A 23,240-nucleotide genomic window follows, 5' to 3' on the forward strand; every position below is an offset into this window, starting at 1 on the left:
AGCAAAATGTCGAAGGAAAAGTTTGAGCGGAATAAGCCGCATTGCAACATTGGAACGATTGGTCACGTTGACCATGGTAAGACGACGCTGACGGCGGCGATCACGAAGTATTTTGGCGAGTTCAAGGCGTACGACCAGATTGATGGTGCGCCGGAAGAGCGCGAGCGCGGGATTACGATTTCGACGGCGCACGTTGAATATGAGACCCCGAACCGTCACTATGCACACGTTGACTGCCCGGGACACGCCGACTACGTGAAGAACATGATCACGGGTGCGGCGCAGATGGATGGCGCGATTTTGGTTGTGAATGCTGCTGACGGTCCGATGCCTCAGACACGGGAGCACATTTTGCTGGCGCGTCAGGTTGGTGTTCCGGCTCTGGTTGTGTACCTGAACAAAGTTGACCAGGTTGACGATGAAGAGCTTCTGGAGCTGGTTGAGATGGAAGTGCGTGAACTTTTGTCTTCTTATGAGTTTCCGGGCGATGACATTCCTGTGGTTAAGGGTTCGGCTCTGGCCGCTCTTGAGGGCCGCGATCCTGAGATTGGCGAGAACTCGATCCGCGCGTTGATGGAAGCTGTTGACAGCTTCATCCCGCAGCCGGAGCGTCCGAAGGACCGTCCGTTCCTGATGCCGATCGAGGATGTGTTCTCGATTTCTGGTCGTGGTACGGTTGTCACGGGCCGTATTGAGCAAGGCGTTGTTAAGGTTGGTGAAGAGATCGAGATTGTCGGTATCAAAGACACGCAGAAAACGATCTGCACGGGTGTTGAGATGTTCCGCAAGCTTCTGGATCAGGGTGAAGCCGGTGACAACGTTGGTATTTTGCTGCGTGGCACGAAGCGTGAGGATGTAGAGCGTGGTCAGGTTTTGTGTAAGCCGGGCAGCATTACGCCGCACACGAAGTTCGAAGCGGAAGCTTACATTCTGTCGAAAGATGAAGGGGGCCGTCACACGCCGTTCTTCACGAACTACCGTCCTCAGTTTTACTTCCGTACGACGGACGTGACGGGCGAAGTGAAGTTGCCGGAAGGCACCGAGATGGTGATGCCGGGCGATAACTGCAAGATGACGGTCGAGCTGATTTGCCCGATCGCGATGGATGAAGGTCTGCGCTTCGCTATCCGCGAAGGCGGCCGTACCGTCGGCGCCGGCGTCGTCGCTAAAATTATTGAGTAAGCGATAAGCGAAAGAAAAGGTAAGAACAATGGATACACAAAGCATTCGCATTCGACTGAAAGCCTTCGATCACCGCATTTTGGATCAAGCGGTATCGGAGATCGGTAACACAGCCAAGCGTACAGGCGCGGCTCTGCGTGGCCCGGTGCCGCTGCCGACCCGTCTGGAGCGTTTTACGGTTTGCCGTTCGCCGCACGTCGATAAAAAGTCGCAGGAACACTTCGAAATGCGTACACACAAGCGCTTGCTGGATATTGTCGAGCCGACACCGCAAACGATTGATGCGCTGATGAAGCTGGACTTGCCGGCGGGTGTGGATGTTGAAATTAAACTGATGGATCAGGCGGCTGCCGCCTAATTTGAAAATGTCATCCTCTGTTTACGCGTAGCGCAGGACATGATGGCCAAAATAAAGAGGAAAGAAAAATGAGAACCGGAGTTATTGCACAAAAAGCGGGTATGACGCGTATCTTCACCGAAGATGGTCGTCAGCTGTCCGTTACGGTTTTGAAAATTGACGGTTGCCAGGTTGTGGCCAACCGCACCCAGGATAAAGACGGCTATACGGCTGTTCAACTGGGCGCTGTGACAACGGCGAAAATCAAAAACGTATCGAAAGCCCAGCGCGGCCACTTTGCCAAAGCCAAAGTCGAGCCGAAGAAAAAGCTCGCTGAATTCCGCGTAACACCGGAAAATCTGGTTGAGGTTGGCGCAGAGATCGGTGCAAACCACTTCATCACCGGTCAGTACGTTGATGTTGCCGGTATCTCGAAAGGTAAAGGCTTTGCCGGGGCGATGAAGCGTCACAATTTCGGCGGGATGCGTGCCTCTCACGGTGTGTCTATTTCTCACCGGGCACACGGTTCGACCGGTCAGTGTCAGGAGCCGGGCAAAGTGTTTAAAGGCAAGAAAATGGCCGGTCACATGGGGGCTGAGCGCGTTACCGTGCAAAACCTCGAAGTTGTGGCGATTGATGAGCAAGACAATCTGGTACTGGTACGGGGCGCGGTCCCCGGCGCGAGGGACGGCTGGTTGCTGATTACGGATGCGGTTAAGCGCCCGTTGCCGGAAGGCGTGCCGATGCCGGCAGGTCTGAAGCAGGATGCCAAAGCGGAAGCGCCGGCTGAAGAAGCGGTAGCAGAGGCACCGGCAGAGGAAGCAAATGCAGAAGCTCCGGCGGATGCGGCTGCAGAAGAAAACAAAGAATAATTTAAAAGCGAACGAGAAGGATCGAAACGATGAAAATCGCGGTCAAGAATTTGGAAAACAAGGCAGCCGGCGAAATTACGCTGGATGATGCGGTCTTTGGTGTTGATGTTAAAAATGACATCATTCACCGCATGGTGAATTATCAGCGGGCCAAAGCGCGCAGCGGTTGCCACAAAACAAAGCAACGCAGCGAAGTATCCGGCACCGGGAAAAAACCCTGGAAGCAAAAGGGTACAGGCCGGGCACGGGCCGGTGACCTGAAACGGTCGCAAGACCGCGGCGGGGCAACCGTATTCGGGCCGGTCGTACGCAGCCATGCAACGGCATTGCCAAAGAAAATCCGGGCGCTGGCGCTGAAAATGGCGCTGTCCAGCAAGGCAAAAGACGGCAAGCTGATTATTCTGGATGAAGCGACGGCAAAAACGCACAAAACCAAGCCGATGGCCGATGCTATGAAGGGATTCGGGATTGATTCCGCCCTGATTATCGGCGGCAAGGAAATCGACGTGAACTTTGCCCGCGGGATGGCTAACCTGCCGCGGATCGACGTTCTGCCGAGTGTCGGCGCAAACGTATATGACATTATCCGTCGTGACACGCTGATCCTGACCAAGGATGCGGTTGGTGATCTGACGGAACGTCTGAAAGGTTAATATGATGGCGATGGGGCCCGGAATTCCGAAAGCTGAACGTCTTTCATTGACGGACGAACAACGCCGGGCGGCATTTGCTGAAACTGTTGAGAGAAATTCAAACTGGCTTTATGAGGCAGCATTGAAATCCGATTGTGACCCAAAAGAGGCAGAATACAGGATGGGCTGGGTCAGAAACGCTCTTGAAGAATTGAAAAGGTAGATAAAATGGCAAAAGCAAAGAAAACAGATGCACAGGAATGGATGTACGATATCATCCGTAACCCTGTTGTAACCGAAAAATCGACAATGGGCTCCGCACATGGTCAGGTCACGTTTAACGTACCGCTGTCGGCTACCAAGCCGCAGGTAAAAACGGCTGTGGAAACCCTGTTCGGTGTAAAGGTCAAAGGTGTAAATACCTCTGTCCTGAAAGGTAAAACAAAGCGCTTCAAGGGTATTATGGGGCGTCGCGGCGATGTGAAAAAGGCAATCGTTACGTTGGAAGACGGCCAGACGATTGATGTCGGTGCAGGACTTTAATTTATGGTGATCCGCCGATAACGGAAAAAAAGAAGGACGTAATAAAATGGCTTTGAAAAAACACAATCCGACAACACCGGGCCAGCGCCAGCTGGTTACGATTGATCGTAGCGATCTTTGGAAAGGCGCGCCGGAAAAAACATTGACCGAAGGTTTGAAAAAAACCGGCGGTCGGAACAACCATGGCCGCGTGACGTCGCGTCATATCGGGGGCGGGCACAAGCGTCGCTACCGTTTGATCGACTGGAAGCGTCAAAAATGGGACATGGCGGCAACGGTTGAACGGATCGAATACGACCCGAACCGGACGGCTTTTATTGCCCTGATCGCCTATGAAGATGGTGAAAAGGCTTACATTCTGGCGCCGCAGCGTCTGCAAGTTGGTGACAAGGTTATCGCCGGTGAAAAAACCGACGTGAAGCCGGGGAATGCCATGCCGCTGAAAAGCATGCCGGTTGGGACGATCATCCACAATGTGGAAATGAAGCCGGGTAAAGGCGGTCAGATGTGCCGTGCTGCCGGGGCTTATGCCCAGATCGTCGGCCGGGATCAAGGCTATGCCCAGATCAAGCTGACATCCGGGGAACTGCGGATCGTTCGTCAGGAATGCATGGCAACGGTTGGCGCTGTATCCAACCCGGATCACATGAACACCAATGACGGGAAAGCCGGCCGTAATCGCTGGAAAGGCCGTCGTCCGAGCGTCCGTGGGGTTGTTATGAACCCGGTCGACCACCCGCATGGTGGTGGTGAAGGACGGACATCCGGTGGTCGTAACCCGGTTACGCCTTGGGGTAAGCCGACCAAAGGTTACAAAACGCGTAAAAACAAAGCGACGGATAAATACATTGTCCGCCGTCGTAAGAAATAAATTTAAGGAGTGGATGAGCCATGGCACGTTCAGTATGGAAAGGACCGTTTGTTGAAAGAAGCCTTCTGAAGAAGGTGGAAGATCATCGTACGGGGAAAATCAAAGGCGTTATCCAAACCTGGTCACGCCGGTCGACAATCTTGCCGAATATGGTTGGGATTACGTTTGGCGTTCATAACGGTAAAAAGTTTATTCCGGTTCTGGTCAGCGACCAGATGATCGGTCATAAGCTGGGTGAATTTGCGCCGACACGGAATTACCGTGGCCATGGCGCTGACAAGAAGAAGTAAGTAGATCGCTTGTTCGGATCCTAAAAACGAACGGCGAATAACGAAAAAACGAGGAACTGAAAATGGGACAGTCTGCAAACGAAAGAAGACAGGCCGACAACGAAGCAAAGGCAATGGCGAAATATATTCGCACCAGCCCGCAAAAACTGAACCTGGTGGCGCAGACCATCCGGGGCAAGGCGGCTGAGCGCGCTTTGATTGATCTGGATTTCTGCCCGCGCCGTGTAGCGCAGGACGTGAAAAAGGTTCTGGAGGCGGCCGTAGCCAACGCAGAGAACAACCACAATCTGGATGTTGACCGTCTGTATGTGGCGGAAGCTCATGTCGGGAAATCTGTCATGATGCGCCGGTTCCGTGCCCGTGCCCGTGGCCGTGCGTCCCGGATTGAAAAACAGTTTAGCCGCCTGACCGTTGTGGTCCGCGAACGCGAAGAATAAGGAGCAAGTAAAGAGATGGGACAAAAAGTTAACCCGATTGGATTGCGTGTAGGTATTAACCGGACCTGGGATTCCCGCTGGTTTGCGGACCGCGGCTATGCTGACAAGCTGGTTGCTGACCTGAAACTGCGCGAATACGTCAAGGACCGCCTGAAAGCGGCCGGCATTTCCAAAGTGATTATCGAGCGCGCGGCGCAAAACACGAAAGTCACGGTTTACACGGCACGTCCGGGTGTGATTATCGGGAAAAAAGGCGCGGACATTGAAAAGCTGCGTCGTGATCTGTCTCAACGCGCTGGTGGCGACGTTGCCCTGAACATCATCGAAATTCGCAAGCCGGAAATCGATGCACAACTGGTTGCTGAAGGCGTTTGCCAACAGCTCGAGCGCCGGGTATCGTTCCGTCGCGCGATGAAGCGGGCCGTTCAATCAGCTCTGCGTCTGGGCAGCCAGGGTATCCGGATCAACGTATCGGGCCGTTTGGGCGGTGCCGACATTGCCCGGACGGAATGGTACCGCGAAGGCCGCGTGCCTTTGCACACACTGCGTGCGGATCTGGACTACGGTTTTGCCGAAGCTCTGACGACCTACGGGATTATCGGTGTGAAAGTGTGGATCTACAAAGGCGATATTATGGATCACGATCCGATGGCTCGTGACAAGCGCCAGGCCGACACACATGGCGGTATGCCGCGCCAGTAAAGGGGCGTGAAAAAGTTCTGGCGTTCCCCTGAAAAATGAGATAAGGTGCGCGCCGTAATTTGGAAAAAAGATTTAAACCCCATATGGGAACTCCGGCAAAAGCCGAAAGCCCATGTGTCCGGTCTTTTTTTGTAAACGGGTTTAGAAAAGAAATTTAAAGAGGCGAGCGAGATAAAATGCTGCAACCGAAGAAAACAAAATTCAGAAAGGCCCACAAAGGCCGTATTCATGGGAATGCCAAGGGCGGAACGGCCCTGAATTTCGGATCGTTTGGTCTGAAGGCGCTGCAGCCGGAGCGGATTACCGCCCGCCAGATTGAAGCGGCTCGTCGGGCGATCCAGCGTCACGTTAAACGTCAGGGCAAACTGTGGATCCGTATTTTCCCGGATGTGCCGGTGTCGAAAAAGCCGCTGGAAGTTCGTCAGGGTAAAGGGAAAGGCTCGCCGGAATTCTGGGCTGCGCGCGTTAAGCCGGGCCGGATCATGTTTGAAATGGAAGGCGTGCCGGAAGCAATCGCACGTGAAGCTATGGCGCTGGCTGCGGCCAAACTGCCGATTAAAACCAAATTTATCACCCGTATCGGTGAATAAGGATTAGGCCGGGAAGGATCATGAAAATGAAAGCGGAAGATCTGAAAACGAAAACGATTGACGAGCTGAAAAAGCTTTTGATGGACCTGAAAAAGCAGCAATTCAACCTGCGTTTCCAGAAAAGTCAGGGGCAGACGGAGAATACCGCGGAAGTCCGCAAGATTCGCCGTAATGTAGCCCGGATCAAAACCTTTATGAATGAGAAACAACGCGCTGAGCAGGCAAAAGCCGCTTAAGAGTGTTCGGAAGGAAACAGGAGTTAAAAAACAATGCCCCGTCGTATTTTGGAAGGTAATGTTGTCAGCGATAAACAAGACAAGACCGTTACGGTTCTGGTCGAACGTCGCTTCATGCACCCGGTTTACAAAAAGTACGTGAAACGTACCGATAAATATGCCGCGCATGACGAAAGCAACGCGATTGCCGTTGGTACCCGCGTACAGATCGAAGAGTGCCGCCCGATTTCCAAGCGCAAGACATGGCGCGTCATCACGGCTGATGGAGCGGCGGTTGCTGCGGTTGCCAAGGAAGAAAAGCCGGTGAAAGCCAAGGCTGCCCCGGCTAAAAAAGCCGAAGCGCCGAAAGCAGAGAAAAAAGCTCCGGCCAAGAAGCCGGCTGCTAAAACGGCAGCTAAGAAAACCACATCCAAAAAGAAGGATGCATAAACCATGATACAGATGCAAACAGTTCTCGATGTTGCTGATAACAGCGGTGCCAAAAAGGTACAGTGCATCAAGGTTCTGGGTGGTTCTCACCGCCGGACCGCGAATGTTGGCGATATTATCAAGGTGTCCGTGAAGGAAGCTATTCCCCGCGGCCGCGTGAAAAAAGGTCAGGTTCTGGATGCCGTTGTTGTACGGACCAAAAAGGGCATGAACCGTCAAAATGGTGAAGTGATCCGGTTCGATGGCAATGCCGCCGTTCTGGTTAACAAGAACAAAGAGCCGATCGGTACGCGTATCTTTGGCCCTGTAACCCGTGAACTGCGTGGTCTGGGCTTTATGCGGATTATCTCTTTGGCTCCGGAGGTGCTGTAATTATGACACAGGCAAAAATGAAAATTAAAAAGGGCGATCAGGTCGTCGTGATCACCGGCAAAGACAAGGGTGCAAAAGGCGAAGTCCTGCGTGTTATCCCGTCTGAATCCCGCGTGGTTGTGCAGGGCATCAACATGGTGACCAAGCACAAAAAACCGACCCAGATGAGCGCCGGCGGCATTGAAAAAATCGAAAAGGCTCTGCACGTGTCAAACGTAGCGCTGGCCGATCCGAAAAGCGGCGATGCCACCCGCGTTGGTTATAAAGTCCTGAAGAACGGTAAAAAAGTCCGTTTTGCCAAAAAATCCGGCGAAACGATTGAATAGGAAAAGGATGAAGAGCGATGCAACCGCGTTTTAAAGAGCGTTACGACACGCAAATTAAAAAACAGATGTCGGAAAAGTTTGGTTACGAAAACGAAAACCAGATTCCCCGCATCGAAAAAATCGTCATCAATATGGGCGTTGGTGAAGCGTCCCAGAACAAAGGCCTGATGGAAGGGGCGGTGAATGACCTGACCCTGATTACAGGTCAGAAGCCGGTCGTGACGAAAGCCCGCAAATCGAACGCATCCTTCAAAATTCGTGAAGGTATGGCTATCGGTTGCAAGGTGACGTTGCGCCGTGAACGGATGTATGAATTCCTCGATCGTCTGGTAACGATTGCTCTGCCGCGGGTTCGTGACTTTCGCGGGATCAGTGCTAAAAGCTTTGACGGCCAGGGCAACTACGCCATGGGCTTGGAAGAACAGATTATCTTCCCGGAAATCGACTACGACAAGGTCGATAAAATCCGCGGGATGGATATCGTCATTTGTACAACGGCCAGCAATGACGACGAAGCACGGGAATTGCTTCGCGCCTTTGACATGCCGTTCAAAAAATAGATAACGACTTTGGATTGGAGATAATTAAATGGCTAAAGTCAGTGCAGTACAAAGAGATTTGAAGCGTCGTCACCTGAATAAGAAATATGCAGGTAAACGCGCGAAACTGAAGGCAATCGTACGGGATCAGTCCCTGTCACCGGAAGAACGGTTTCAGGCTGTTTTGACCTTGGCGGAATTGCCGCGTAATTCTGCGGAAAATAGAATCCGCAACCGTTGTGCGCTGACGGGGCGTCCGCGTGGGCATCACCGGAAATTCCGGCTGTCTCGTGTGTCGCTTCGTGATTTGGCTTCCCGGGGCGAATTGCCCGGCGTAACCAAGTCGAGCTGGTAAGAGTTTTTTGTTTTAAGGATTTTGAAGAGGATATCGCAAGATGGCTATGAGTGATCCCCTTGGTGATATGTTGACCCGTATTCGTAACGGACAACATGCAAGCAAGAGTGTAATAACGTGCCCCGCATCGAAACTGAAAGCCAGTGTGCTGGATGTTTTGGTACAGGAAGGGTTTATCCGCGGCTATAAAGTGGCCGAGCAGGATAATAAAAAAGAACTGCAGATCGAATTGAAATACGATCAGGGCGAACCGGTTATCAATGACCTGAAACGGGTTTCCAAGCCAGGCCGCCGCGTTTACCGCAGCGTTGGCGAAATGCCCCGTTTCATGAACGGTTTGGGTGTAACGATTGTTTCGACACCGCGTGGTGTTCTGGCCGATCATGCGGCTCGTGAACAAAATGTGGGTGGCGAAGTACTGTGCCAGATATTCTAAGGCAGGCACCGGTAGAAGAAAAGTTTAGGATTTGAAAGGACAACAAGATGTCTCGACTAGCCAGAAACCCGGTTGAAATTCCCGACGGTGTAACCGTCGAAGTCAACGGTCAGGATGTAAAGGCAAAAGGCCCGAAAGGCGAATTGTCTTTGCGGGTGCATGATGAAATCAGCGTCGCTCTGGAAGACGGTGAAAACGGTGGCAAAGTGGTGCGTTTGAAAAAGCGCAGCGATAACCGCCAAACCCGTGCGCTCTGGGGCACGATGTGGAGCCAGACACGCAATATTTTGCAAGGCGTCAAGGAAGGCTATACCCGCAAACTGGAAATCCAGGGGGTTGGTTACCGGGCGAACCTGCAGGGCAAAAACCTTGTACTGCAACTGGGTTTCAGCCATGACGTACACTACCCGGTGCCGGAAGGCATCACGATGGAAGTTGACAAACAAACGGCAATTTCCATTACCGGGATCGACAAACAAAAGGTAGGCCAGGTGGCCGCTGAAGTACGGTCTTTCCGTGCGCCGGAGCCTTATAAAGGCAAGGGTATTCGTTACGAAGGTGAATATATTTTCCGCAAGGAAGGTAAGAAGAAATAAGGGTTAAGGCTATGACAAAAAGACTTACATCGCAACAACGCCGGACATTCCGGACCCGTAACAAGCTCCGTAGCGTCAATATCGAACGCAACGCGTCTCGTCCTGTGCGTCCGCGCCTGTCCGTGCACCGCACCGGCAAGCAGATCTATGCGCAGATCATTGATGATATCAAGGGCGTAACACTGGTGGCGGCTTCGTCTCTGGACACGGATCTGAAATTGAAAAAGGGCTGTGACGTATCGGCCGCTGCGCAGGTGGGCAAGTTGATTGCGACCCGTGCGAAAAAAGCGGGCGTCGAAAAAGTGCAATTTGACCGGGGGGCATTCTCCTACCATGGCCGGGTGAAGGCCTTGGCAGATGGCGCCCGCGAAGCTGGTCTGGAATTTTAAGGGAAAAGGATTTTAAAATGGCTCGTGCAGCGGAAAATACACGCGAACGTGAAGAATCGGAACTGATTGAACGGCTGGTAGCTGTCAATCGTGTGGCCAAAGTTGTCAAAGGGGGCCGCCGTTTTGGTTTTGCCGCTTTGATGGTTGTTGGTGATGGTCGCGGCCGTGTTGGCTTTGGAACAGGTAAAGCCCGGGAAGTGCCGGAAGCTGTCCAAAAAGCAACGGCTGATGCCAAACGTCGTATGATCCGCGTGCCGTTGCGTGAAGCACGGACACTGCACCACGATACACATGGCCATGCGGGTGCCGGCCGGGTTTTCCTGCGCTCTGCACCGCAAGGGACCGGGATTATCGCCGGTGGTCCGCTGCGGGCCGTGTTCGAAGCTCTGGGTATCCAGGATGTGGTCGCCAAGGCGATTGGTTCGAACAACCCGCACTCCATGGTGAATGCAACGTTTGACGCTCTGAAAAACATGCAGAGCCCGCGTCAGGTTGCCGCTCGCCGTGGCAAGAAAGTCAGTGATATCGTTTCTAACCGTGAACTCGGCAAGTCCGGGTCCGAAGAAGTGAGTGACAGCGAGTAATCCTGTCGACATATAGAATTGCAAGAAGGAACTGGTCCGATGGCAGACGAAAAAGACACAAAGAAAAAAGCGCCGGCGAAAAAAGCCGCCAGCCCGAAAACCGCAGCAGCGAAGAAACCGGCTGCGCCGAAAAAGGAAACCGCAGCCAAAGCGGCCCCGAAAGCGGCTGAGAAAAAATCTGAAGCAGCTGTTGCTGCGAAGCCGGCTGAGAAAAAAGCGGCCCCCAAGGCGAAAAAGCCTGCCGGGAAAACCGTTACGGTAACGCAAACGGGATCGCCGATTGGCCGTAAGCCGGATCAGCGCAAGACCCTGATTGGTCTGGGCCTGAATAAAATGCACCGTACCCGGACGCTGGAAGACACACCGTCCGTGCGCGGCATGATTGAAAAAGTAAAGCACCTGTTGCGTGTTGAAGACGCGGCTTAGGGCTGACAGGAATTTTTGAAAGGGTTTAGGACAATGAAACTGAACGAATTGCAACCGAAGGAAGGCTCCATCAAGAGCAAAATCCGCGTAGGCCGCGGGATCGGCTCCGGTAAAGGTAAAACCTCCGGTAAAGGTCAAAAAGGTCAGAAATCCCGGACCGGCGTTGCTATTAACGGCTTCGAAGGCGGACAAATGCCTTTGTATCGTCGCCTGCCGAAACGTGGGTTCAACAACAATTTCGGCCGTAATCTGGTGGCGATCAATCTGGCGCGTTTGCAATATGCAATCGACAACAAAATGATTGATGCCAAAAACGAGATCAACGAAGACACGCTGGTTCAGGCCAAAGTGATCCGCCGCAAAAAAGATGGCGTGCGGTTGCTGGGCAATGGCGAATTGAAAGCCAAGGTAAACCTGAAAATTTCCGGCGCCAGCAAAACGGCTCTGGCCGCGGTTGAAAAGGCCGGCGGCAAGATTGAAATTATCCCGGCGCCGATTCAGGGGCCGTCCACAGGAAAGACCGCGGTTCAACGATAATCGCATTCTTTTGGGATAGAACGACGGAAGGGGCTTGCAGGCCCCTTTTGTTTTCTTTATGACTTTGTGGGTTATTCCAAAAATAAGGAGTGTAGAAGACTATGGCATCTGCCGTTGAACAACTGGCGAAAAACGCCAACTGGGGTGCTTTCTCCAAGGCCACCGAACTGAAACAGCGCATTTTGTTCGTGCTGGGGGCTTTGCTGGTATACCGGTTGGGGACGTATGTTCCTGTACCGGGTATCGACCCGTCGATCTGGAACGATATTTATAACCAGAAGGGCGGCGGCATTCTCGACATGTTCAACATGTTTTCCGGTGGGGCGTTGCAGCGTATGACGATTTTCGCGCTGAACATCATGCCCTACATTTCCGCCTCTATTATCATGCAGCTCGCAACGTCTTTGTCGCCGTCTCTGGAGGCGATGAAAAAAGAAGGTGAAGTGGGTCGGATGAAAATCAACCAGTACACCCGTTACCTGACGGTGCTTCTGGCTTCCGTCCAGGCTTACGGTCTGGCTGTCGGTCTTGAAAGCATGCAGGGCAGCGCCGGAACGGCTGTGATCGATCCGGGTATGTTCTTCCGTATTTCCACGGTGATTACCATCGTGGGCGGAACGGTGTTCCTGATGTGGCTGGGCGAACAGATCACCCAGCGCGGAATCGGTAACGGTATTTCTCTGATTATCTTTGCCGGGATTGTTGCTGAATTGCCGCGCGCGATTGGGGGAACGCTGGAATTGGGCCGTCAGGGTCAATTTAACTTCCTGACGCTGCTGGCTGTTTTTGCCATGATCGTCGGTGTGATTGTCTTCATCGTCTTTATGGAGCGCGCCCAGCGGCGGGTTGTGGTGCAATATCCCAAACGTCAGGTTGGCAATAAAATGACGATGGGGAACCAGAATCACATTCCGTTGAAACTGAACACGTCGGGCGTGATTCCGCCGATTTTTGCATCGTCTCTGCTGCTTTTGCCGTTGACGATTGTCGGCTTTAGCGGCGCGGATGGCGGCGACTGGACCGCGGCGTTGGCACGGTACCTCCAGCATGGCCAGCCGATTTATATGTTCTTGTATGGCGCTCTGATTATGTTCTTTGCATTCTTCTATACGGCGATTGTGTTCAATCCGCAGGAAAATGCCGACATGCTGCGCAAACACGGTGGCTTTGTGCCCGGCATTCGCCCCGGCGCGCCGACGGCTGAATATCTGGATTACGTCCTGACCCGCATTACGTCGGTGGGCGGTCTGTATCTGGTCTTTATCTGTTTGCTGCCGGAATTCATGATTTCCAAATTCAGCCTGCCGTTCTATTTTGGTGGAACGTCGCTGCTGATCGTGGTCAGCGTGACAATGGATACCGTGGCTCAGGTTCACTCGCATCTGGTGGCGCACCAGTATGAGGGGCTGATTAAAAAACAAAAACTCAAAGGTACTACGTCCAGGGGAGGACGCCGTCGATGAACATTATTCTTTTGGGCCCGCCCGGCGCGGGTAAAGGCACGCAGGCCAAAAAGCTGGAAAGCAAATACGGCCTGAAACAGCTTTCAACCGGCGATATGCTCCGCGCGGAAATTGCCTCCGGGTCGGAACTGGGCCTGAAAGCTAAAACCCTGATGGATGCCGGGGAACTTGTGCCTGATGTGGTCGTGATTGAAATGATTGCCGGCCGTATTGAACAATCCGACTGCACCGGAGGTGTGATTTTCGATGGTTTCCCGCGCACCGTGGCACAGGCCGAGGCGCTGGATGAAATGCTGGCCGAAAAAGGCAAACCGCTGGCCGCCGTGATTTCCCTGCAAGTGGACGAGGAAGCCCTCGTGGACCGCCTGAATACCCGCATCGCCGAAACAAAGGCTGCGGGACAGGAAGTCCGCGCCGACGATAACGAGGAAACCCTGCGTAACCGCCTGTCGGTATACCGCGCGCAAACGGCGCCGATTATCCCGTATTACGAAGGCAAAGGCCTGTTGAAGCCCGTCGACGGTATGCAGGTGATTGATGAGGTCGAAGCCGCCATTGCCGCCATCCTCGATCAGGCCCGGGCGGCGTAGAATTTATCTGCTTTTTCACAGGTTTTTTTATTGACGCAGGGGCTTGAAGTCCCTATATTGCGCCCATCTCTGTAACAGGAGAAGTGTCTCTGACGCTTGGGAAGCCGCTCCACGCGGCGTTTTCTTTGTGATTAGAGGCTTTTAGTGTACGAACTGGCGCAGGGGAAGCTTAACGCGCAGACCTGTATACGGTTCGGTTGATCTTAAAATAAAAGGAAAAAAACAATGGCACGTATTGCTGGGGTTAACGTTCCCGATGCCAAACGCGCAGTGATTGCACTGACCTATGTTCATGGTATTGGCCGGACAACTGCCCGCCAAATTCTTGACGATTGCAAAATCGATCGTACCCGCCGCATGAATGACCTGACCGAAGATGAGCTGAATGCCATCCGTAAGGAAATTGAAACCGGTAAATATCCGATTGAAGGGGATCTCCGCCGTACGGTGGCGATGAACATCAAGCGCCTGATGGATATGAAATCCTACCGGGGCATGCGTCATCGTTCGAAACTGCCCGTACGCGGTCAGAATACCCGGACCAACGCCCGCACCCGTAAGGGTCCGGCCAAGCCGATTGCCGGCAAGAAAAAAGTCTAAGGGCGGAAGGAGCAATAGATAATGGCTAAACCAGCAGTAAAAGCGAAAAAACGCGTCAAAAAGAATATTACGTCCGGGATTGCCCACGTAAATTCTAACTTTAACAACACGATCATCACCATCACGGATGCACAGGGGAATACTGTTTCCTGGTCGACATCCGGGGCTATGGGCTTTAAAGGGTCTCGGAAATCCACGCCGTTTGCGGCGCAGATGGCTGCCGAAGACGCGGGCCGCAAGGCACAGGAACATGGCATGAAGGAACTGGATGTTCTGGTGAAAGGTCCGGGGTCAGGCCGTGAATCGGCTCTGCGGGCGCTGTCTTCCATCGGCTTCAACATCAAGTCGATCAAGGACATTACGCCAATCCCGCACAACGGGTGCCGTCCGTCAAAACGCCGCCGCGTTTAATATTATTTTAGGTGTCCCCGCGAAAGCGGGGAGCCGCTGAATACCGTGTTTTAACATTTACCAGAGGCCGGCTAAGAACCGGATGAAGTGAGAAGGAAAGAAACCAAATGATTCAAAAAAACTGGCAAGAGCTGATTAAACCGTCCAAAGTTGAGATTGACCATGGTTCTGATGCTACATGCATCGGTAAAATCGTCGCCGAACCGCTGGAGCGGGGCTTCGGCCTGACGCTGGGCAACGCCCTGCGCCGCATCCTGCTTTCCTCGCTTCAGGGCGCGGCCGTGACCGCGATCCAGATTGACGGCGTGCTGCATGAATTCTCGTCGATCCCCGGCGTGCGCGAGGACGTGGTCAACATCATCCTCAACGTGAAGAACATCGCGATCGCGATGCACGTCGAAGGCCCCAAGAAAATGCGCCTCGCCGCCGAAGGCCCGTGCGAAGTGACCGCTGGCATGATCGAGGCCGGCGCGGATATCGAGATCATGAATCCCGATCTCGTCATCTGCACCCTCGACAAGGGCGCGCAGCTGAACATGGAACTGACGGTCAACACCGGCAAGGGCTACCGCCCCGCTTCGGCGAACCGTCCGGAAGAAGCGCCGGTTGGTCTGATCCCCGTCGACTCCATCTTCTCGCCCGTGCGCAAGGTGTCGTACGAGGTCGAGGACACCCGCGTTGGCCAAATCACCGACTACGACAAGCTGACCCTGAGCATCGAAACCAACGGCGCCGTAACGCCTGAGGATTCGGTGGCCTATGCCGCGCGCATCCTGCAAGACCAGCTTCAGGTCTTCATCAACTTCGACGAACCGAAGGCCGCCGCCGCCCGTCAGGACGCGGCGCCGGAACTGCCGTTCAACCGCAACCTGCTGCGCAAGGTCGAGGAGCTGGAGCTCTCCGTCCGCTCGGCAAACTGCTTGAAGAACGACAACATCACCTATATCGGCGATCTGGTTCAAAAATCGGAAAACGACATGCTGCGCACCCCGAACTTCGGTCGCAAGTCGCTGAACGAGATCAAGGAAGTTCTGACGGTTATGGGCTTGCATCTGGGTATGCAGGTCGAAGGGTGGCCGCCGGAAAACATCGAAGAAATGGCTCGCAAGGTTGAAGAGCCGTTCTAGGAATTGAATACCGGCTCCTGTTGGTCAGGGGCCGGTATCTAATAAGGGCACGGTGCCCGCTTTCGCCTCCGATGATTGTCATGCTGGCGAAATTGTAAAATGGTTCTCACCCTGTGAGGCCGCGGAAAAAAGAAAGGAACCGCAAAATGAAACACGGTATTAAACAACGTAAATTGGGTCGTACGAGCTCTCACCGTAAGGCGATGTTTGCCAATATGGCTGCCGCGCTTATCAAGCACGAGCAAATCACGACGACTTTGCCGAAAGCCAAAGAACTGCGCCCGGTTGTTGAAAAATTGATTACACTGGCGAAAAAAGGCGACCTTTCCAACCGCCGCCGCGCAATCTCGATCATGCGTGATGAAACGCAGGTCGCAAAAATGTTCGATACGCTGGCTGAACGCTACAAAGACCGCCAAGGTGGTTACTGCCGGATCATGAAAGCCGGTTTCCGTTATGGCGATGCCGCGCCGATGGCCGTAATTGAACTGGTTGACCGCGATGTCGAAGCCAAAGGCAAAGACAGCGGCCCGACCATGTTCGACAACGAAGCCGAAGCGCCGGCTGCTGAAGAAAAGCCGAAAGCCAAGAAAAAAGCGGCGGCTTAATTCACGGATAAAACGAATACCAAAACGGCGCCTTTTTAAGGGGCCGTTTTTTATTGCCCGATTTTTTCCGGTAATTTGAGCCTTGCTAAGACCGGGAAGAGATACTAGATATTTCACCATGCGTATTTTCTCATTATTGATAATCCTGATAATCGTGACTTTTCCTGCCATGGCGCAGGAACGCACGGTGCCGGATGATAAGGCTCAGGTCGAACTTTCTTTTTCCCCTTTGGTCAAACAGGTAGCGCCCGCCGTTGTGAATATTTATACAAAGCGTGTCGTAACCCAGCGCGTATCGCCGTTTTTCAACGACCCGTTTCTGGAGCATTTCTTCGGCGGTTCCCTGGGCGGCGGCATTCCGCGCCAGCGGGTGGAAAATTCTCTGGGGTCCGGCGTAATTATTGCCCCCGATGGTTTGGTGGTTACCAATGCCCACGTGGCCAAGGATGCTGACGAGATTACGGTGGTCCTGCCCGATGGCCGGGAGTTCGAAGCGCAAAAAGTGATTGTGGACGAACCGTCCGATCTGGCGCTGCTGCGCATTGATCCGGCAGGAACAGAACTGCCCCATGCATCTTTGAAGCCCAGTGAAAGCCTTGAAGTGGGCGATTTGGTTCTGGCGATCGGTAATCCGTTTGGCGTCGGCCAGACCGTGACCAGCGGCATCGTATCGGCGCTGGCGCGTTCTTCCCTCGATATCAATGATTTCAACTTCTTTATCCAGACCGACGCCGCAATCAATCCGGGGAACTCCGGCGGCGCACTGGTGGCGATGGACGGCGGTGTTGTTGGCATCAACAGTGCGATTTTCTCCAAAACCGGTGGGTCGCTCGGTATCGGGTTTGCCATCCCGTCCGAAATGGTGGCGACGGTAATCGCGGCCGAAAAAGCGGGGCAAAGCGGTGATAAAGGCGTTACCCGTCCCTGGCTGGGGATCACGGCCCAGAAAGTTACCGCCGATATCGCAGACAGCCTTGATTTCGATGTGCCGCACGGCGTTTTGGTGGCAGCCCTGCACGCAGACAGCCCGCTACGTAAAGCGGAAGTAAAGGTCGGGGATGTCGTTCTGGCCGTCAATGGCAAAGATGTTCGTGATCCGGCGGAAATGAAATTCCGTATGGCGATGGTGCCGCTGGGCAGCGACGCGCAAGTCGAAATTTTGCGCAAGGGCAAGCGGACGATGCACAAGGTTAAGGCCATGGCGCCGCCGGATGATCCGCCGCGCGATGAAACGATGCTGGAGGGAACCCACCCGCTTAACGGCGCGACTGTGGCCAATATAAATCCGGCCGTGGCGGTAGAACTGGGTATAGGCAACGAAGAAGGCGTCGTTGTAATGGATGTTGACCGCCGCCGTCCGGCTATTCGTGTGACGGTTCCCGGTGATCTGATCCGGGCCGTCAACGGCGCGGAAATCAAAACCGTCAGTGATCTGAAAAAAGCTTTAGCCAAACCGGTCAAGGGCGCCTGGCAACTAATTCTTGAACGCGGCGGGCAAACAAGGCAGATTGTTATCCGTTAACTGCAATCGCTAGGCACAGGAGCCACCATGACCGAAAATATTCTGGCCGGGGCCGTAACAGGCCGTCCCGATGATAAAGTTGTTCTTCCTTTGAAATGGGCTAACCGCCACGGATTGATTGCCGGGGCTACCGGAACCGGGAAAACGGTGACGCTGCAAATTCTAGCCGAAGGTTTTGCCGCCGCGGGCGTTCCTGTTTTTATGGCCGATGTGAAAGGCGACCTGTCGGGGATGTGCATGCCCTCGGAAATGCAGGATTTTCTGGTAAAACGGGCGGAAACGATCAAGCTTGAAGGCTACGGGCCGCAGGCCTTTTCCACGGTGTTCTGGGATATGTTCGGCCAGCAGGGCCATGCCGTGCGCACGACGGTTTCCGAAATCGGTCCGTTGCTTCTGGCGCGGATGCTGGAACTGAACGATACGCAGGAAGGTGTCTTGAATATAGCGTTCCGTATGGCGGACGAAGAAGGCATGCTGCTTCTCGATATGAAGGATCTGCGGGCGCTTTTGGTGGCGATGAATGAGCGGCGGGCAGAGATATCCGCAACGTATGGTAACGTATCTCCGGCCTCAATCGGGGCAATCCAGCGGGCGCTGTTACGTCTCGAAGATCAGGGCGCAGACAGCTTTTTCGGTGAACCGGCCTTGGCCTTAACCGATTTTATGCGCACCGACATGGATGGCCGGGGTTATATCAACATTCTGGCCGCCGATAAATTGATGAACAGTCCACGCTTGTACGCGACATTTTTGCTCTGGCTCCTGTCCGAATTGTTTGAGGAACTTCCAGAAGCCGGGGATAGCGACCGCCCGAAACTGGTTTTCTTTTTCGATGAAGCGCATTTGCTGTTTAATGATGCGCCTAAACCGTTGCTGGAAAAGGTCGAGCAGGTCGTGCGCCTGATCCGCTCCAAGGGCGTCGGGGTCTATTTTGTTACGCAAAACCCGCAGGATATCCCCGAAACAGTTCTGGGGCAGCTCGGTAACAGAGTGCAGCATGCTTTGCGCGCTTTCACGCCACAGCAGCAAAAATTCATCAAGGTCGCGGCGCAAACTTACCGTGAAAACCCGGAATTCAAGGTCGAAGATGTCATTACTGAACTCGGCGTGGGGGAAGCACTCGTCTCAACGCTGGAGGGCAAAGGCACGCCGTCTATCGTCCAGCGCACATTAATCCGCCCGCCGTCTTCGCGTCTTGGCCCGGCCAGCGATGGTGCCCGGAAAATGACTATGCAGGCCGACGGTATCGGCACGAAATATGATGTCGTGCAAGACCGGGAATCGGCATACGAAATATTACAAAAGAAAGCGGCTCAGCAAGCTGAACAGGCACAAAAAGCGGCTGAAAAATCAAAAACCAAAAAACGCTCTTCCAATCGTCAGAGGGTCGGCGAGGCCGCGGTTAAATCGCTGGTGCGCTCGCTCAGCTCCTCAATCGGACGGACCATCGCCCGCGAACTGGTGCGGGGTGTTATGGGCGGGTTAAAGCGCTAGTTAAAATCTCAGTGCAGGGTCCGGACGAGCCGGTACAATGTATTCCTTTGGCCTGTAGCTGGCTTTAACCACTGATTGTCAGTATGGTCGCTTTCAAAACCGGGAAGGACGGAAGGAAAATCTTGTGTGTGCTTTTGCAGATATTCGTGCAGGTCTCTGGCAACATCTCCGTTGGCATTTAAGAGTCCGTTCATATCAATGGAAAGCTCCATATAGCGTTCAGTGACTGGTTTGGAATTATCATCATAATGTCTAAGGTTTTGTATAAAATATGAAGTCTCCAGCCCGTTATCTTCCCAAAGGGCACCCAAAAGCATATGAGCATCATCTTCAGGCAAAATAACATAACGATAACCGTCAGTCTTGGCGATGACTGCATTTTCGAAATGACGGGGAAGTTTTGATTTAAGATCTTGGTTACTCATAAGCACTCTCATTTTTTATAATTTCTAAGAATAAAAATAAATTATGTCAACATAATTTCGGGCGTGGTCCTGCTTGTTTTTGTTCCATAAATGTTCTATTCCTAAAATATGGCTGATTTATTCGCAGTAGATACCAAGGAAACGCATGATACGCCCCGGCCTCTGCCGGACAGGTTGCGGCCCTGTGCGCTGGCCGAGGTGGCAGGGCAGGACCATCTGACGGGCGAGGGCGCGCCGCTGCGCCGCATGATGGATAGCGGTAAAATTTCCTCGATGATTCTCTGGGGGCCGCCGGGCTGTGGTAAAACAACGCTGGCGCGGATTGTGGCAACGGAATCGGGCCTGCACTTCGACCAGCTTTCTGCGATTTTTGCCGGGGTTAAGGACTTGAAAGCCGTGTTCGATGCCGCGCGTCTTCGGCGGCAAAACGGCCAGCAGACGTTACTGTTTGTTGATGAAATTCACCGCTTTAACAAGGCCCAGCTTGACGCCTTCCTGCCGGTGGTCGAAGACGGGACAATCATTTTAATCGGGGCGACGACCGAAAACCCGTCTTTTGAGTTGAACGCGGCGCTACTTTCGCGTTGCCAGGTTTTTGTCCTCAAACGGCTCGATGATGCCGCGCTGGATCTGCTCTTGCAAAGAGCCGAGGAAGAAACGGGCGGCCCGCTGCCTTTAACGGCTGATGCCCGCAATATGCTCAAAGCCATGGCGGATGGTGACGGGCGTTATGCGCTGGCGCTGGCCGAGCAGGTGTTTAATCAGGCCGCTGAGACGCTGGATAGCGAAGCACTGATGACCCTCGTGCAAAAACGCGCGCCGCTGTACGATAAAGGTGATGAGGGACACTACAACCTGATATCCGCCCTGCATAAAGCCGTGCGGGGCAGCGACCCCGACGCCGCGCTGTACTGGTTTGCCCGGATGTTGGCCGGCGGTGAAGATCCGCGTTTTTTGGCGCGGCGCATGACCCGTATGGCGGTCGAGGATATCGGTCTGGCCGACCCGCAGGCTTTGACCCAATGTACCGCCGCTTGGGATGCCTATGAACGTCTAGGCTCTCCCGAAGGTGAACTGGCTCTCGCACAGGCCTTGATATACATGGCAACGGCGCCAAAGTCGAATGCGGCCTATATGGCCTATAAAGCAGCGTCTCGTACGGCCCAGGAAACCGGCTCTCTGATGCCGCCTAAACATATCCTGAATGCCCCGACAAAACTTATGAAAGAGCAAGAATACGGCGCGGGCTATATTTATGATCCCGACACGCCGGAGGGATTCTCCGGACAGGATTACTTCCCCGAGGAAATGGGGCGCACCGCGTTTTATCACCCGGTCCAGCGTGGCTTTGAACGTGATATTCAAAAGCGCCTTGATTATTGGGCAAGACTGAGACGAGAGAAAAATGGTTAGAAAAACGATAAAGATAGCCTTGGACTCTTATCAACCAGAAAATGAAAAAGAAAAAACGGACCGCGAAGCTATAGTCGCATTCATGAATGATAATGATGATTGTTTTCACCGGAGCTGTGTTCCCGGCCATATCACGGGTTCGGCGCTTCTCATCAACAGGACGGGCGACAAGGTTCTCCTCAACCATCACCGCAAACTTGATTTATGGATGCAGTTTGGTGGCCATTGCGACGGGGAATCTGATGTTCTGAGCGTTGCTCGCCGCGAATGCATCGAGGAAAGCGGCATCGAAAATGTTGAATTGGTCATGCCTGATGTTTTCGATCTCGACGTTCATGTGATCCCGGAAAACACAACAAAAGGCGAACCCGAACACAAACACTATGATATCCGCTACTTGTTCCGGGTCACGGACGACAGCGATTTTGTCCTCAGCGATGAATCGCATGATCTGCGCTGGTGTACATATGAGGAAGCCAAATCCCTGACAACCGACCCGTCGGTGCATCGGATGCTGGACAAGTGGCGACGCATGTGTGAAAACTAGGCCCATGCAAATTTTATTCGCTATAGCCGCGGGCGGCGCGATCGGGGCAGTGCTACGGCACTTCACCAATAATGCTGTCCTGCATGTTCTGGGGCACGGATTTCCGTGGGGCATTTTTGTGGCTAACGTGCTGGGGTCATTCTTGATGGGGGTTCTGATTTCGGCGTTTGCTCATGCTTATGAACCATCCCAAGCCATGCGCGCGTTCCTGACGGTCGGGATGCTGGGGGCATTTACAACCTTTTCAACTTTTTCGATGGATACAGTCCTTATGATAGAACGCGGACAATATGTTTTGGCCAGCGCTTATGTTCTTGGCTCGGTAACACTGGCAATTGGTGGCCTGTTCGCTGGGATGATGCTGGTGCGGATGGTGGCGGCATGAGCGGCGTTCAGCATATAACCGTCGGTCCCGAAGACGATGGCCAGCGCTTAGACCGCTGGTTTAAAAAACATGTACCGGGCGTGCCGTTTGGCTTGCTGCAAAAGCTGATCCGCAAAGGGCAAATCCGCGTCGATGGCAAGCGCGCTAAAACTGATACGCGCTTGACCACGGGCCAGGATGTTCGCATCCCGCCGGTGCAGGATCCGGAAACTAAATCCAAAATTCGTCGCTTGTCGCCAGAGGAAAAGGCCTACATTCGCTCGCTCGTGATCTATGATGACGGTGATGTCGTGGCCCTGAATAAGCCAGAGGGGATCGCCACGCAAGGCGGTACCGGGCAGGGCGGCCACCACATAGACGGTTTGCTTGATGGCCTGAAAAACAAGGACGGGATAGCGCCGCGTCTCGTTCACCGCCTTGATAAGGAAACATCCGGCGTTCTTTTGTTGGCACGTTCGGCAGCGGCCGTCCGCAAACTGGGCGACAGCTTCAAGAGTAAAGATGTCAAAAAAATCTATGTTGCGATCGTGGTTCCAGCGCCCGAAGAGTACGAAGGGACGGTTAAAGCCCCCCTGTTAAAAGTAAAAGACAAAACAGTTGTCGATACGGACGAAGGTAAATATGCGGCGACCGATTTCGTTGTGCTCGACAAAGCTGGAAAAGCTGCGGCGTTTATGGCCTTTTGGCCGCGTACGGGGCGCACGCACCAAATTCGCGTCCATGCCGCCAGTGTCATGGAATGCCCAATTTTGGGTGATGACCGCTATGGTGGGAAAGTACCGGAGGAACTGGAAGAACTTGATCTCGCAAAGAGAATGCATCTCCATGCATTGCGGATTATCGTCCCGCATCCCGTGCAAAATAAGAAAATTCTCGATTTAAAAGCGCCTTTGCCTGATGACCTACGGAAAAGCTGGAAAGCGCTGGGCTTTTCGCCAAATCTCAAAATCGATCCATTTGAATAAAAGAAAGGT

The 23,240-nt window shown here is 53.4% G+C and carries 36 protein-coding genes; 35 read left to right on the plus strand and 1 reads right to left on the minus strand.

What is annotated here, in order from left to right:
* The first annotated feature begins 6 nt into the window (after nt 1-6).
* From tuf to H6868_03465, 31 genes are all read left to right on the plus strand, one after another.
* The gene (gene tuf, locus H6868_03315) at nt 7-1,182 is read left to right on the plus strand and encodes an elongation factor Tu (GenBank protein ID MCB9988346.1); all 1,176 of its coding nucleotides are present in this window, start codon (nt 7-9) and stop codon (nt 1,180-1,182) included.
* Between the two features lie 28 nt (nt 1,183-1,210).
* Nucleotides 1,211-1,540 (plus strand): 30S ribosomal protein S10, encoded by a 330-nt coding sequence (gene rpsJ, locus H6868_03320; protein MCB9988347.1) that lies wholly within the window; start codon nt 1,211-1,213, stop codon nt 1,538-1,540.
* A gap of 68 nt (nt 1,541-1,608) precedes the next feature.
* Entirely contained in the window at nt 1,609-2,391 is a 783-nt protein-coding gene (rplC, locus tag H6868_03325; GenBank protein ID MCB9988348.1) for a 50S ribosomal protein L3, read from the plus strand.
* Nucleotides 2,392-2,420: 29 nt separating this feature from the next.
* The gene (gene rplD, locus H6868_03330) at nt 2,421-3,044 is read left to right on the plus strand and encodes a 50S ribosomal protein L4 (protein MCB9988349.1); all 624 of its coding nucleotides are present in this window, start codon (nt 2,421-2,423) and stop codon (nt 3,042-3,044) included.
* Between the two features lies 1 nt (nt 3,045).
* Nucleotides 3,046-3,246, plus strand: coding sequence for a hypothetical protein (locus H6868_03335; GenBank protein MCB9988350.1), 201 nt, complete (start codon nt 3,046-3,048; stop codon nt 3,244-3,246).
* Nucleotides 3,247-3,251: 5 nt separating this feature from the next.
* Nucleotides 3,252-3,566: a 50S ribosomal protein L23 gene (locus tag H6868_03340; GenBank protein MCB9988351.1), complete on the plus strand. Its 315-nt coding sequence runs from the start codon at nt 3,252-3,254 to the stop codon at nt 3,564-3,566.
* A 46-nt stretch (nt 3,567-3,612) separates the two neighbouring features.
* Nucleotides 3,613-4,437: a 50S ribosomal protein L2 gene (gene rplB / locus H6868_03345; protein MCB9988352.1), complete on the plus strand. Its 825-nt coding sequence runs from the start codon at nt 3,613-3,615 to the stop codon at nt 4,435-4,437.
* A gap of 20 nt (nt 4,438-4,457) precedes the next feature.
* On the plus strand, nt 4,458-4,727 hold the full coding sequence (gene rpsS, locus H6868_03350; protein MCB9988353.1) for a 30S ribosomal protein S19: 270 nt from the start codon (nt 4,458-4,460) through the stop codon (nt 4,725-4,727).
* 62 nt (nt 4,728-4,789) lie between these two features.
* Nucleotides 4,790-5,164: a 50S ribosomal protein L22 gene (gene rplV, locus H6868_03355; GenBank protein MCB9988354.1), complete on the plus strand. Its 375-nt coding sequence runs from the start codon at nt 4,790-4,792 to the stop codon at nt 5,162-5,164.
* Nucleotides 5,165-5,179: 15 nt separating this feature from the next.
* Nucleotides 5,180-5,866 (plus strand): 30S ribosomal protein S3, encoded by a 687-nt coding sequence (gene rpsC / locus H6868_03360; GenBank protein ID MCB9988355.1) that lies wholly within the window; start codon nt 5,180-5,182, stop codon nt 5,864-5,866.
* 176 nt (nt 5,867-6,042) lie between these two features.
* Nucleotides 6,043-6,456: a 50S ribosomal protein L16 gene (gene rplP, locus H6868_03365; protein MCB9988356.1), complete on the plus strand. Its 414-nt coding sequence runs from the start codon at nt 6,043-6,045 to the stop codon at nt 6,454-6,456.
* 26 nt (nt 6,457-6,482) lie between these two features.
* A complete protein-coding gene (rpmC, locus tag H6868_03370; protein ID MCB9988357.1) occupies nt 6,483-6,692 on the plus strand; it encodes a 50S ribosomal protein L29 in 210 nt (69 codons plus the stop codon).
* Nucleotides 6,693-6,725: 33 nt separating this feature from the next.
* Entirely contained in the window at nt 6,726-7,121 is a 396-nt protein-coding gene (gene rpsQ, locus H6868_03375; protein ID MCB9988358.1) for a 30S ribosomal protein S17, read from the plus strand.
* A 3-nt stretch (nt 7,122-7,124) separates the two neighbouring features.
* A complete protein-coding gene (gene rplN / locus H6868_03380; GenBank protein ID MCB9988359.1) occupies nt 7,125-7,493 on the plus strand; it encodes a 50S ribosomal protein L14 in 369 nt (122 codons plus the stop codon).
* A gap of 17 nt (nt 7,494-7,510) precedes the next feature.
* Nucleotides 7,511-7,819 carry a 50S ribosomal protein L24 gene (gene rplX / locus H6868_03385; GenBank protein ID MCB9988360.1) on the plus strand — a complete coding sequence of 103 codons (309 nt, stop codon included), beginning with the start codon at nt 7,511-7,513 and terminating at the stop codon, nt 7,817-7,819.
* Nucleotides 7,820-7,836: 17 nt separating this feature from the next.
* On the plus strand, nt 7,837-8,379 hold the full coding sequence (rplE, locus tag H6868_03390; protein ID MCB9988361.1) for a 50S ribosomal protein L5: 543 nt from the start codon (nt 7,837-7,839) through the stop codon (nt 8,377-8,379).
* A gap of 28 nt (nt 8,380-8,407) precedes the next feature.
* Nucleotides 8,408-8,713, plus strand: coding sequence for a 30S ribosomal protein S14 (rpsN, locus tag H6868_03395; GenBank protein MCB9988362.1), 306 nt, complete (start codon nt 8,408-8,410; stop codon nt 8,711-8,713).
* 40 nt (nt 8,714-8,753) lie between these two features.
* The gene (gene rpsH, locus H6868_03400) at nt 8,754-9,149 is read left to right on the plus strand and encodes a 30S ribosomal protein S8 (GenBank protein ID MCB9988363.1); all 396 of its coding nucleotides are present in this window, start codon (nt 8,754-8,756) and stop codon (nt 9,147-9,149) included.
* A 47-nt stretch (nt 9,150-9,196) separates the two neighbouring features.
* Nucleotides 9,197-9,745 (plus strand): 50S ribosomal protein L6, encoded by a 549-nt coding sequence (gene rplF, locus H6868_03405; protein ID MCB9988364.1) that lies wholly within the window; start codon nt 9,197-9,199, stop codon nt 9,743-9,745.
* 11 nt (nt 9,746-9,756) lie between these two features.
* Entirely contained in the window at nt 9,757-10,134 is a 378-nt protein-coding gene (gene rplR, locus H6868_03410; protein ID MCB9988365.1) for a 50S ribosomal protein L18, read from the plus strand.
* 17 nt (nt 10,135-10,151) lie between these two features.
* A complete protein-coding gene (gene rpsE, locus H6868_03415; protein ID MCB9988366.1) occupies nt 10,152-10,718 on the plus strand; it encodes a 30S ribosomal protein S5 in 567 nt (188 codons plus the stop codon).
* Between the two features lie 39 nt (nt 10,719-10,757).
* On the plus strand, nt 10,758-11,144 hold the full coding sequence (gene rpmD / locus H6868_03420) for a 50S ribosomal protein L30 (protein ID MCB9988367.1): 387 nt from the start codon (nt 10,758-10,760) through the stop codon (nt 11,142-11,144).
* 33 nt (nt 11,145-11,177) lie between these two features.
* Nucleotides 11,178-11,681 (plus strand): 50S ribosomal protein L15, encoded by a 504-nt coding sequence (locus tag H6868_03425; GenBank protein MCB9988368.1) that lies wholly within the window; start codon nt 11,178-11,180, stop codon nt 11,679-11,681.
* 101 nt (nt 11,682-11,782) lie between these two features.
* On the plus strand, nt 11,783-13,144 hold the full coding sequence (gene secY, locus H6868_03430; protein MCB9988369.1) for a preprotein translocase subunit SecY: 1,362 nt from the start codon (nt 11,783-11,785) through the stop codon (nt 13,142-13,144).
* Nucleotides 13,141-13,734, plus strand: a complete 594-nt coding sequence (locus H6868_03435) for an adenylate kinase (protein ID MCB9988370.1) — start codon at nt 13,141-13,143, stop codon at nt 13,732-13,734. Before secY ends, H6868_03435 begins: the two co-directional genes overlap by 4 nt.
* A gap of 225 nt (nt 13,735-13,959) precedes the next feature.
* Complete coding sequence (rpsM, locus tag H6868_03440) at nt 13,960-14,334, plus strand: 30S ribosomal protein S13 (protein ID MCB9988371.1); 375 nt, start codon at nt 13,960-13,962, stop codon at nt 14,332-14,334.
* Nucleotides 14,335-14,355: 21 nt separating this feature from the next.
* A complete protein-coding gene (gene rpsK, locus H6868_03445; GenBank protein ID MCB9988372.1) occupies nt 14,356-14,745 on the plus strand; it encodes a 30S ribosomal protein S11 in 390 nt (129 codons plus the stop codon).
* A gap of 107 nt (nt 14,746-14,852) precedes the next feature.
* The gene (locus H6868_03450; protein ID MCB9988373.1) at nt 14,853-15,872 is read left to right on the plus strand and encodes a DNA-directed RNA polymerase subunit alpha; all 1,020 of its coding nucleotides are present in this window, start codon (nt 14,853-14,855) and stop codon (nt 15,870-15,872) included.
* A gap of 146 nt (nt 15,873-16,018) precedes the next feature.
* Nucleotides 16,019-16,480, plus strand: a complete 462-nt coding sequence (gene rplQ / locus H6868_03455; GenBank protein MCB9988374.1) for a 50S ribosomal protein L17 — start codon at nt 16,019-16,021, stop codon at nt 16,478-16,480.
* A 118-nt stretch (nt 16,481-16,598) separates the two neighbouring features.
* Nucleotides 16,599-18,002 carry a Do family serine endopeptidase gene (locus H6868_03460; GenBank protein MCB9988375.1) on the plus strand — a complete coding sequence of 468 codons (1,404 nt, stop codon included), beginning with the start codon at nt 16,599-16,601 and terminating at the stop codon, nt 18,000-18,002.
* Between the two features lie 27 nt (nt 18,003-18,029).
* Nucleotides 18,030-19,496 (plus strand): DUF853 family protein, encoded by a 1,467-nt coding sequence (locus H6868_03465; GenBank protein ID MCB9988376.1) that lies wholly within the window; start codon nt 18,030-18,032, stop codon nt 19,494-19,496.
* 8 nt (nt 19,497-19,504) lie between these two features.
* Here H6868_03465 and H6868_03470 read toward each other — a convergent pair whose 3' ends face one another.
* Nucleotides 19,505-19,921 (minus strand): hypothetical protein, encoded by a 417-nt coding sequence (locus tag H6868_03470; GenBank protein ID MCB9988377.1) that lies wholly within the window; start codon nt 19,919-19,921, stop codon nt 19,505-19,507.
* A 108-nt stretch (nt 19,922-20,029) separates the two neighbouring features.
* Here H6868_03470 and H6868_03475 point away from each other — a divergent pair, with 108 nt between their 5' ends.
* Genes H6868_03475 through H6868_03490 form a run of 4 tightly spaced genes read left to right on the plus strand, consistent with a single transcriptional unit; the run spans nt 20,030 to nt 23,231 of the window.
* Nucleotides 20,030-21,334 (plus strand): replication-associated recombination protein A, encoded by a 1,305-nt coding sequence (locus H6868_03475; GenBank protein ID MCB9988378.1) that lies wholly within the window; start codon nt 20,030-20,032, stop codon nt 21,332-21,334.
* Nucleotides 21,327-21,881, plus strand: a complete 555-nt coding sequence (locus H6868_03480; GenBank protein ID MCB9988379.1) for an NUDIX hydrolase — start codon at nt 21,327-21,329, stop codon at nt 21,879-21,881. The genes H6868_03475 and H6868_03480 overlap by 8 nt, the downstream gene beginning before the upstream one ends.
* Before the next feature lie 4 nt (nt 21,882-21,885).
* Nucleotides 21,886-22,266, plus strand: a complete 381-nt coding sequence (gene crcB / locus H6868_03485) for a fluoride efflux transporter CrcB (protein ID MCB9988380.1) — start codon at nt 21,886-21,888, stop codon at nt 22,264-22,266.
* Nucleotides 22,263-23,231, plus strand: coding sequence for an RluA family pseudouridine synthase (locus tag H6868_03490; protein MCB9988381.1), 969 nt, complete (start codon nt 22,263-22,265; stop codon nt 23,229-23,231). The genes crcB and H6868_03490 overlap by 4 nt, the downstream gene beginning before the upstream one ends.
* Nucleotides 23,232-23,240: the final 9 nt, after the last annotated feature.

It is taken from the genome of Rhodospirillales bacterium (assembly GCA_020638175.1).
In the GTDB taxonomy this organism is placed as follows: domain Bacteria; phylum Pseudomonadota; class Alphaproteobacteria; order Micavibrionales; family Micavibrionaceae; genus JACKJA01.

What these genes read in the sequence shown, in the direction of transcription:
- rpsS (MCB9988353.1), top strand. Translation starts at nt 4,458, where the DNA reads ATGGCACGTTCAGTATGGAAAGGACCGTTTGTTGAAAGAAGCCTTCTG.
- rpsJ (MCB9988347.1), top strand. Translation starts at nt 1,211, where the DNA reads ATGGATACACAAAGCATTCGCATTCGACTGAAAGCCTTCGATCACCGC.
- rplE (MCB9988361.1), top strand. Translation starts at nt 7,837, where the DNA reads ATGCAACCGCGTTTTAAAGAGCGTTACGACACGCAAATTAAAAAACAG.
- rplQ (MCB9988374.1), top strand. Translation starts at nt 16,019, where the DNA reads ATGAAACACGGTATTAAACAACGTAAATTGGGTCGTACGAGCTCTCAC.
- secY (MCB9988369.1), top strand. Translation starts at nt 11,783, where the DNA reads ATGGCATCTGCCGTTGAACAACTGGCGAAAAACGCCAACTGGGGTGCT.
- rpsH (MCB9988363.1), top strand. Translation starts at nt 8,754, where the DNA reads ATGGCTATGAGTGATCCCCTTGGTGATATGTTGACCCGTATTCGTAAC.
- rplB (MCB9988352.1), top strand. Translation starts at nt 3,613, where the DNA reads ATGGCTTTGAAAAAACACAATCCGACAACACCGGGCCAGCGCCAGCTG.
- rplN (MCB9988359.1), top strand. Translation starts at nt 7,125, where the DNA reads ATGATACAGATGCAAACAGTTCTCGATGTTGCTGATAACAGCGGTGCC.
- rpsK (MCB9988372.1), top strand. Translation starts at nt 14,356, where the DNA reads ATGGCTAAACCAGCAGTAAAAGCGAAAAAACGCGTCAAAAAGAATATT.
- crcB (MCB9988380.1), top strand. Translation starts at nt 21,886, where the DNA reads ATGCAAATTTTATTCGCTATAGCCGCGGGCGGCGCGATCGGGGCAGTG.
- rpsN (MCB9988362.1), top strand. Translation starts at nt 8,408, where the DNA reads ATGGCTAAAGTCAGTGCAGTACAAAGAGATTTGAAGCGTCGTCACCTG.
- rpsQ (MCB9988358.1), top strand. Translation starts at nt 6,726, where the DNA reads ATGCCCCGTCGTATTTTGGAAGGTAATGTTGTCAGCGATAAACAAGAC.
- rplR (MCB9988365.1), top strand. Translation starts at nt 9,757, where the DNA reads ATGACAAAAAGACTTACATCGCAACAACGCCGGACATTCCGGACCCGT.
- rplV (MCB9988354.1), top strand. Translation starts at nt 4,790, where the DNA reads ATGGGACAGTCTGCAAACGAAAGAAGACAGGCCGACAACGAAGCAAAG.
- rpsM (MCB9988371.1), top strand. Translation starts at nt 13,960, where the DNA reads ATGGCACGTATTGCTGGGGTTAACGTTCCCGATGCCAAACGCGCAGTG.
- rplF (MCB9988364.1), top strand. Translation starts at nt 9,197, where the DNA reads ATGTCTCGACTAGCCAGAAACCCGGTTGAAATTCCCGACGGTGTAACC.
- rplP (MCB9988356.1), top strand. Translation starts at nt 6,043, where the DNA reads ATGCTGCAACCGAAGAAAACAAAATTCAGAAAGGCCCACAAAGGCCGT.
- rplC (MCB9988348.1), top strand. Translation starts at nt 1,609, where the DNA reads ATGAGAACCGGAGTTATTGCACAAAAAGCGGGTATGACGCGTATCTTC.
- rpsE (MCB9988366.1), top strand. Translation starts at nt 10,152, where the DNA reads ATGGCTCGTGCAGCGGAAAATACACGCGAACGTGAAGAATCGGAACTG.
- H6868_03465 (MCB9988376.1), top strand. Translation starts at nt 18,030, where the DNA reads ATGACCGAAAATATTCTGGCCGGGGCCGTAACAGGCCGTCCCGATGAT.
- rpmD (MCB9988367.1), top strand. Translation starts at nt 10,758, where the DNA reads ATGGCAGACGAAAAAGACACAAAGAAAAAAGCGCCGGCGAAAAAAGCC.
- H6868_03340 (MCB9988351.1), top strand. Translation starts at nt 3,252, where the DNA reads ATGGCAAAAGCAAAGAAAACAGATGCACAGGAATGGATGTACGATATC.
- H6868_03425 (MCB9988368.1), top strand. Translation starts at nt 11,178, where the DNA reads ATGAAACTGAACGAATTGCAACCGAAGGAAGGCTCCATCAAGAGCAAA.
- H6868_03480 (MCB9988379.1), top strand. Translation starts at nt 21,327, where the DNA reads ATGGTTAGAAAAACGATAAAGATAGCCTTGGACTCTTATCAACCAGAA.
- H6868_03470 (MCB9988377.1), bottom strand. Translation starts at nt 19,921, where the DNA reads ATGAGTAACCAAGATCTTAAATCAAAACTTCCCCGTCATTTCGAAAAT.
- H6868_03475 (MCB9988378.1), top strand. Translation starts at nt 20,030, where the DNA reads ATGGCTGATTTATTCGCAGTAGATACCAAGGAAACGCATGATACGCCC.
- rpsC (MCB9988355.1), top strand. Translation starts at nt 5,180, where the DNA reads ATGGGACAAAAAGTTAACCCGATTGGATTGCGTGTAGGTATTAACCGG.
- H6868_03450 (MCB9988373.1), top strand. Translation starts at nt 14,853, where the DNA reads ATGATTCAAAAAAACTGGCAAGAGCTGATTAAACCGTCCAAAGTTGAG.
- rplD (MCB9988349.1), top strand. Translation starts at nt 2,421, where the DNA reads ATGAAAATCGCGGTCAAGAATTTGGAAAACAAGGCAGCCGGCGAAATT.
- H6868_03490 (MCB9988381.1), top strand. Translation starts at nt 22,263, where the DNA reads ATGAGCGGCGTTCAGCATATAACCGTCGGTCCCGAAGACGATGGCCAG.
- H6868_03335 (MCB9988350.1), top strand. Translation starts at nt 3,046, where the DNA reads ATGATGGCGATGGGGCCCGGAATTCCGAAAGCTGAACGTCTTTCATTG.
- tuf (MCB9988346.1), top strand. Translation starts at nt 7, where the DNA reads ATGTCGAAGGAAAAGTTTGAGCGGAATAAGCCGCATTGCAACATTGGA.
- rpmC (MCB9988357.1), top strand. Translation starts at nt 6,483, where the DNA reads ATGAAAGCGGAAGATCTGAAAACGAAAACGATTGACGAGCTGAAAAAG.
- H6868_03460 (MCB9988375.1), top strand. Translation starts at nt 16,599, where the DNA reads ATGCGTATTTTCTCATTATTGATAATCCTGATAATCGTGACTTTTCCT.
- H6868_03435 (MCB9988370.1), top strand. Translation starts at nt 13,141, where the DNA reads ATGAACATTATTCTTTTGGGCCCGCCCGGCGCGGGTAAAGGCACGCAG.
- rplX (MCB9988360.1), top strand. Translation starts at nt 7,511, where the DNA reads ATGAAAATTAAAAAGGGCGATCAGGTCGTCGTGATCACCGGCAAAGAC.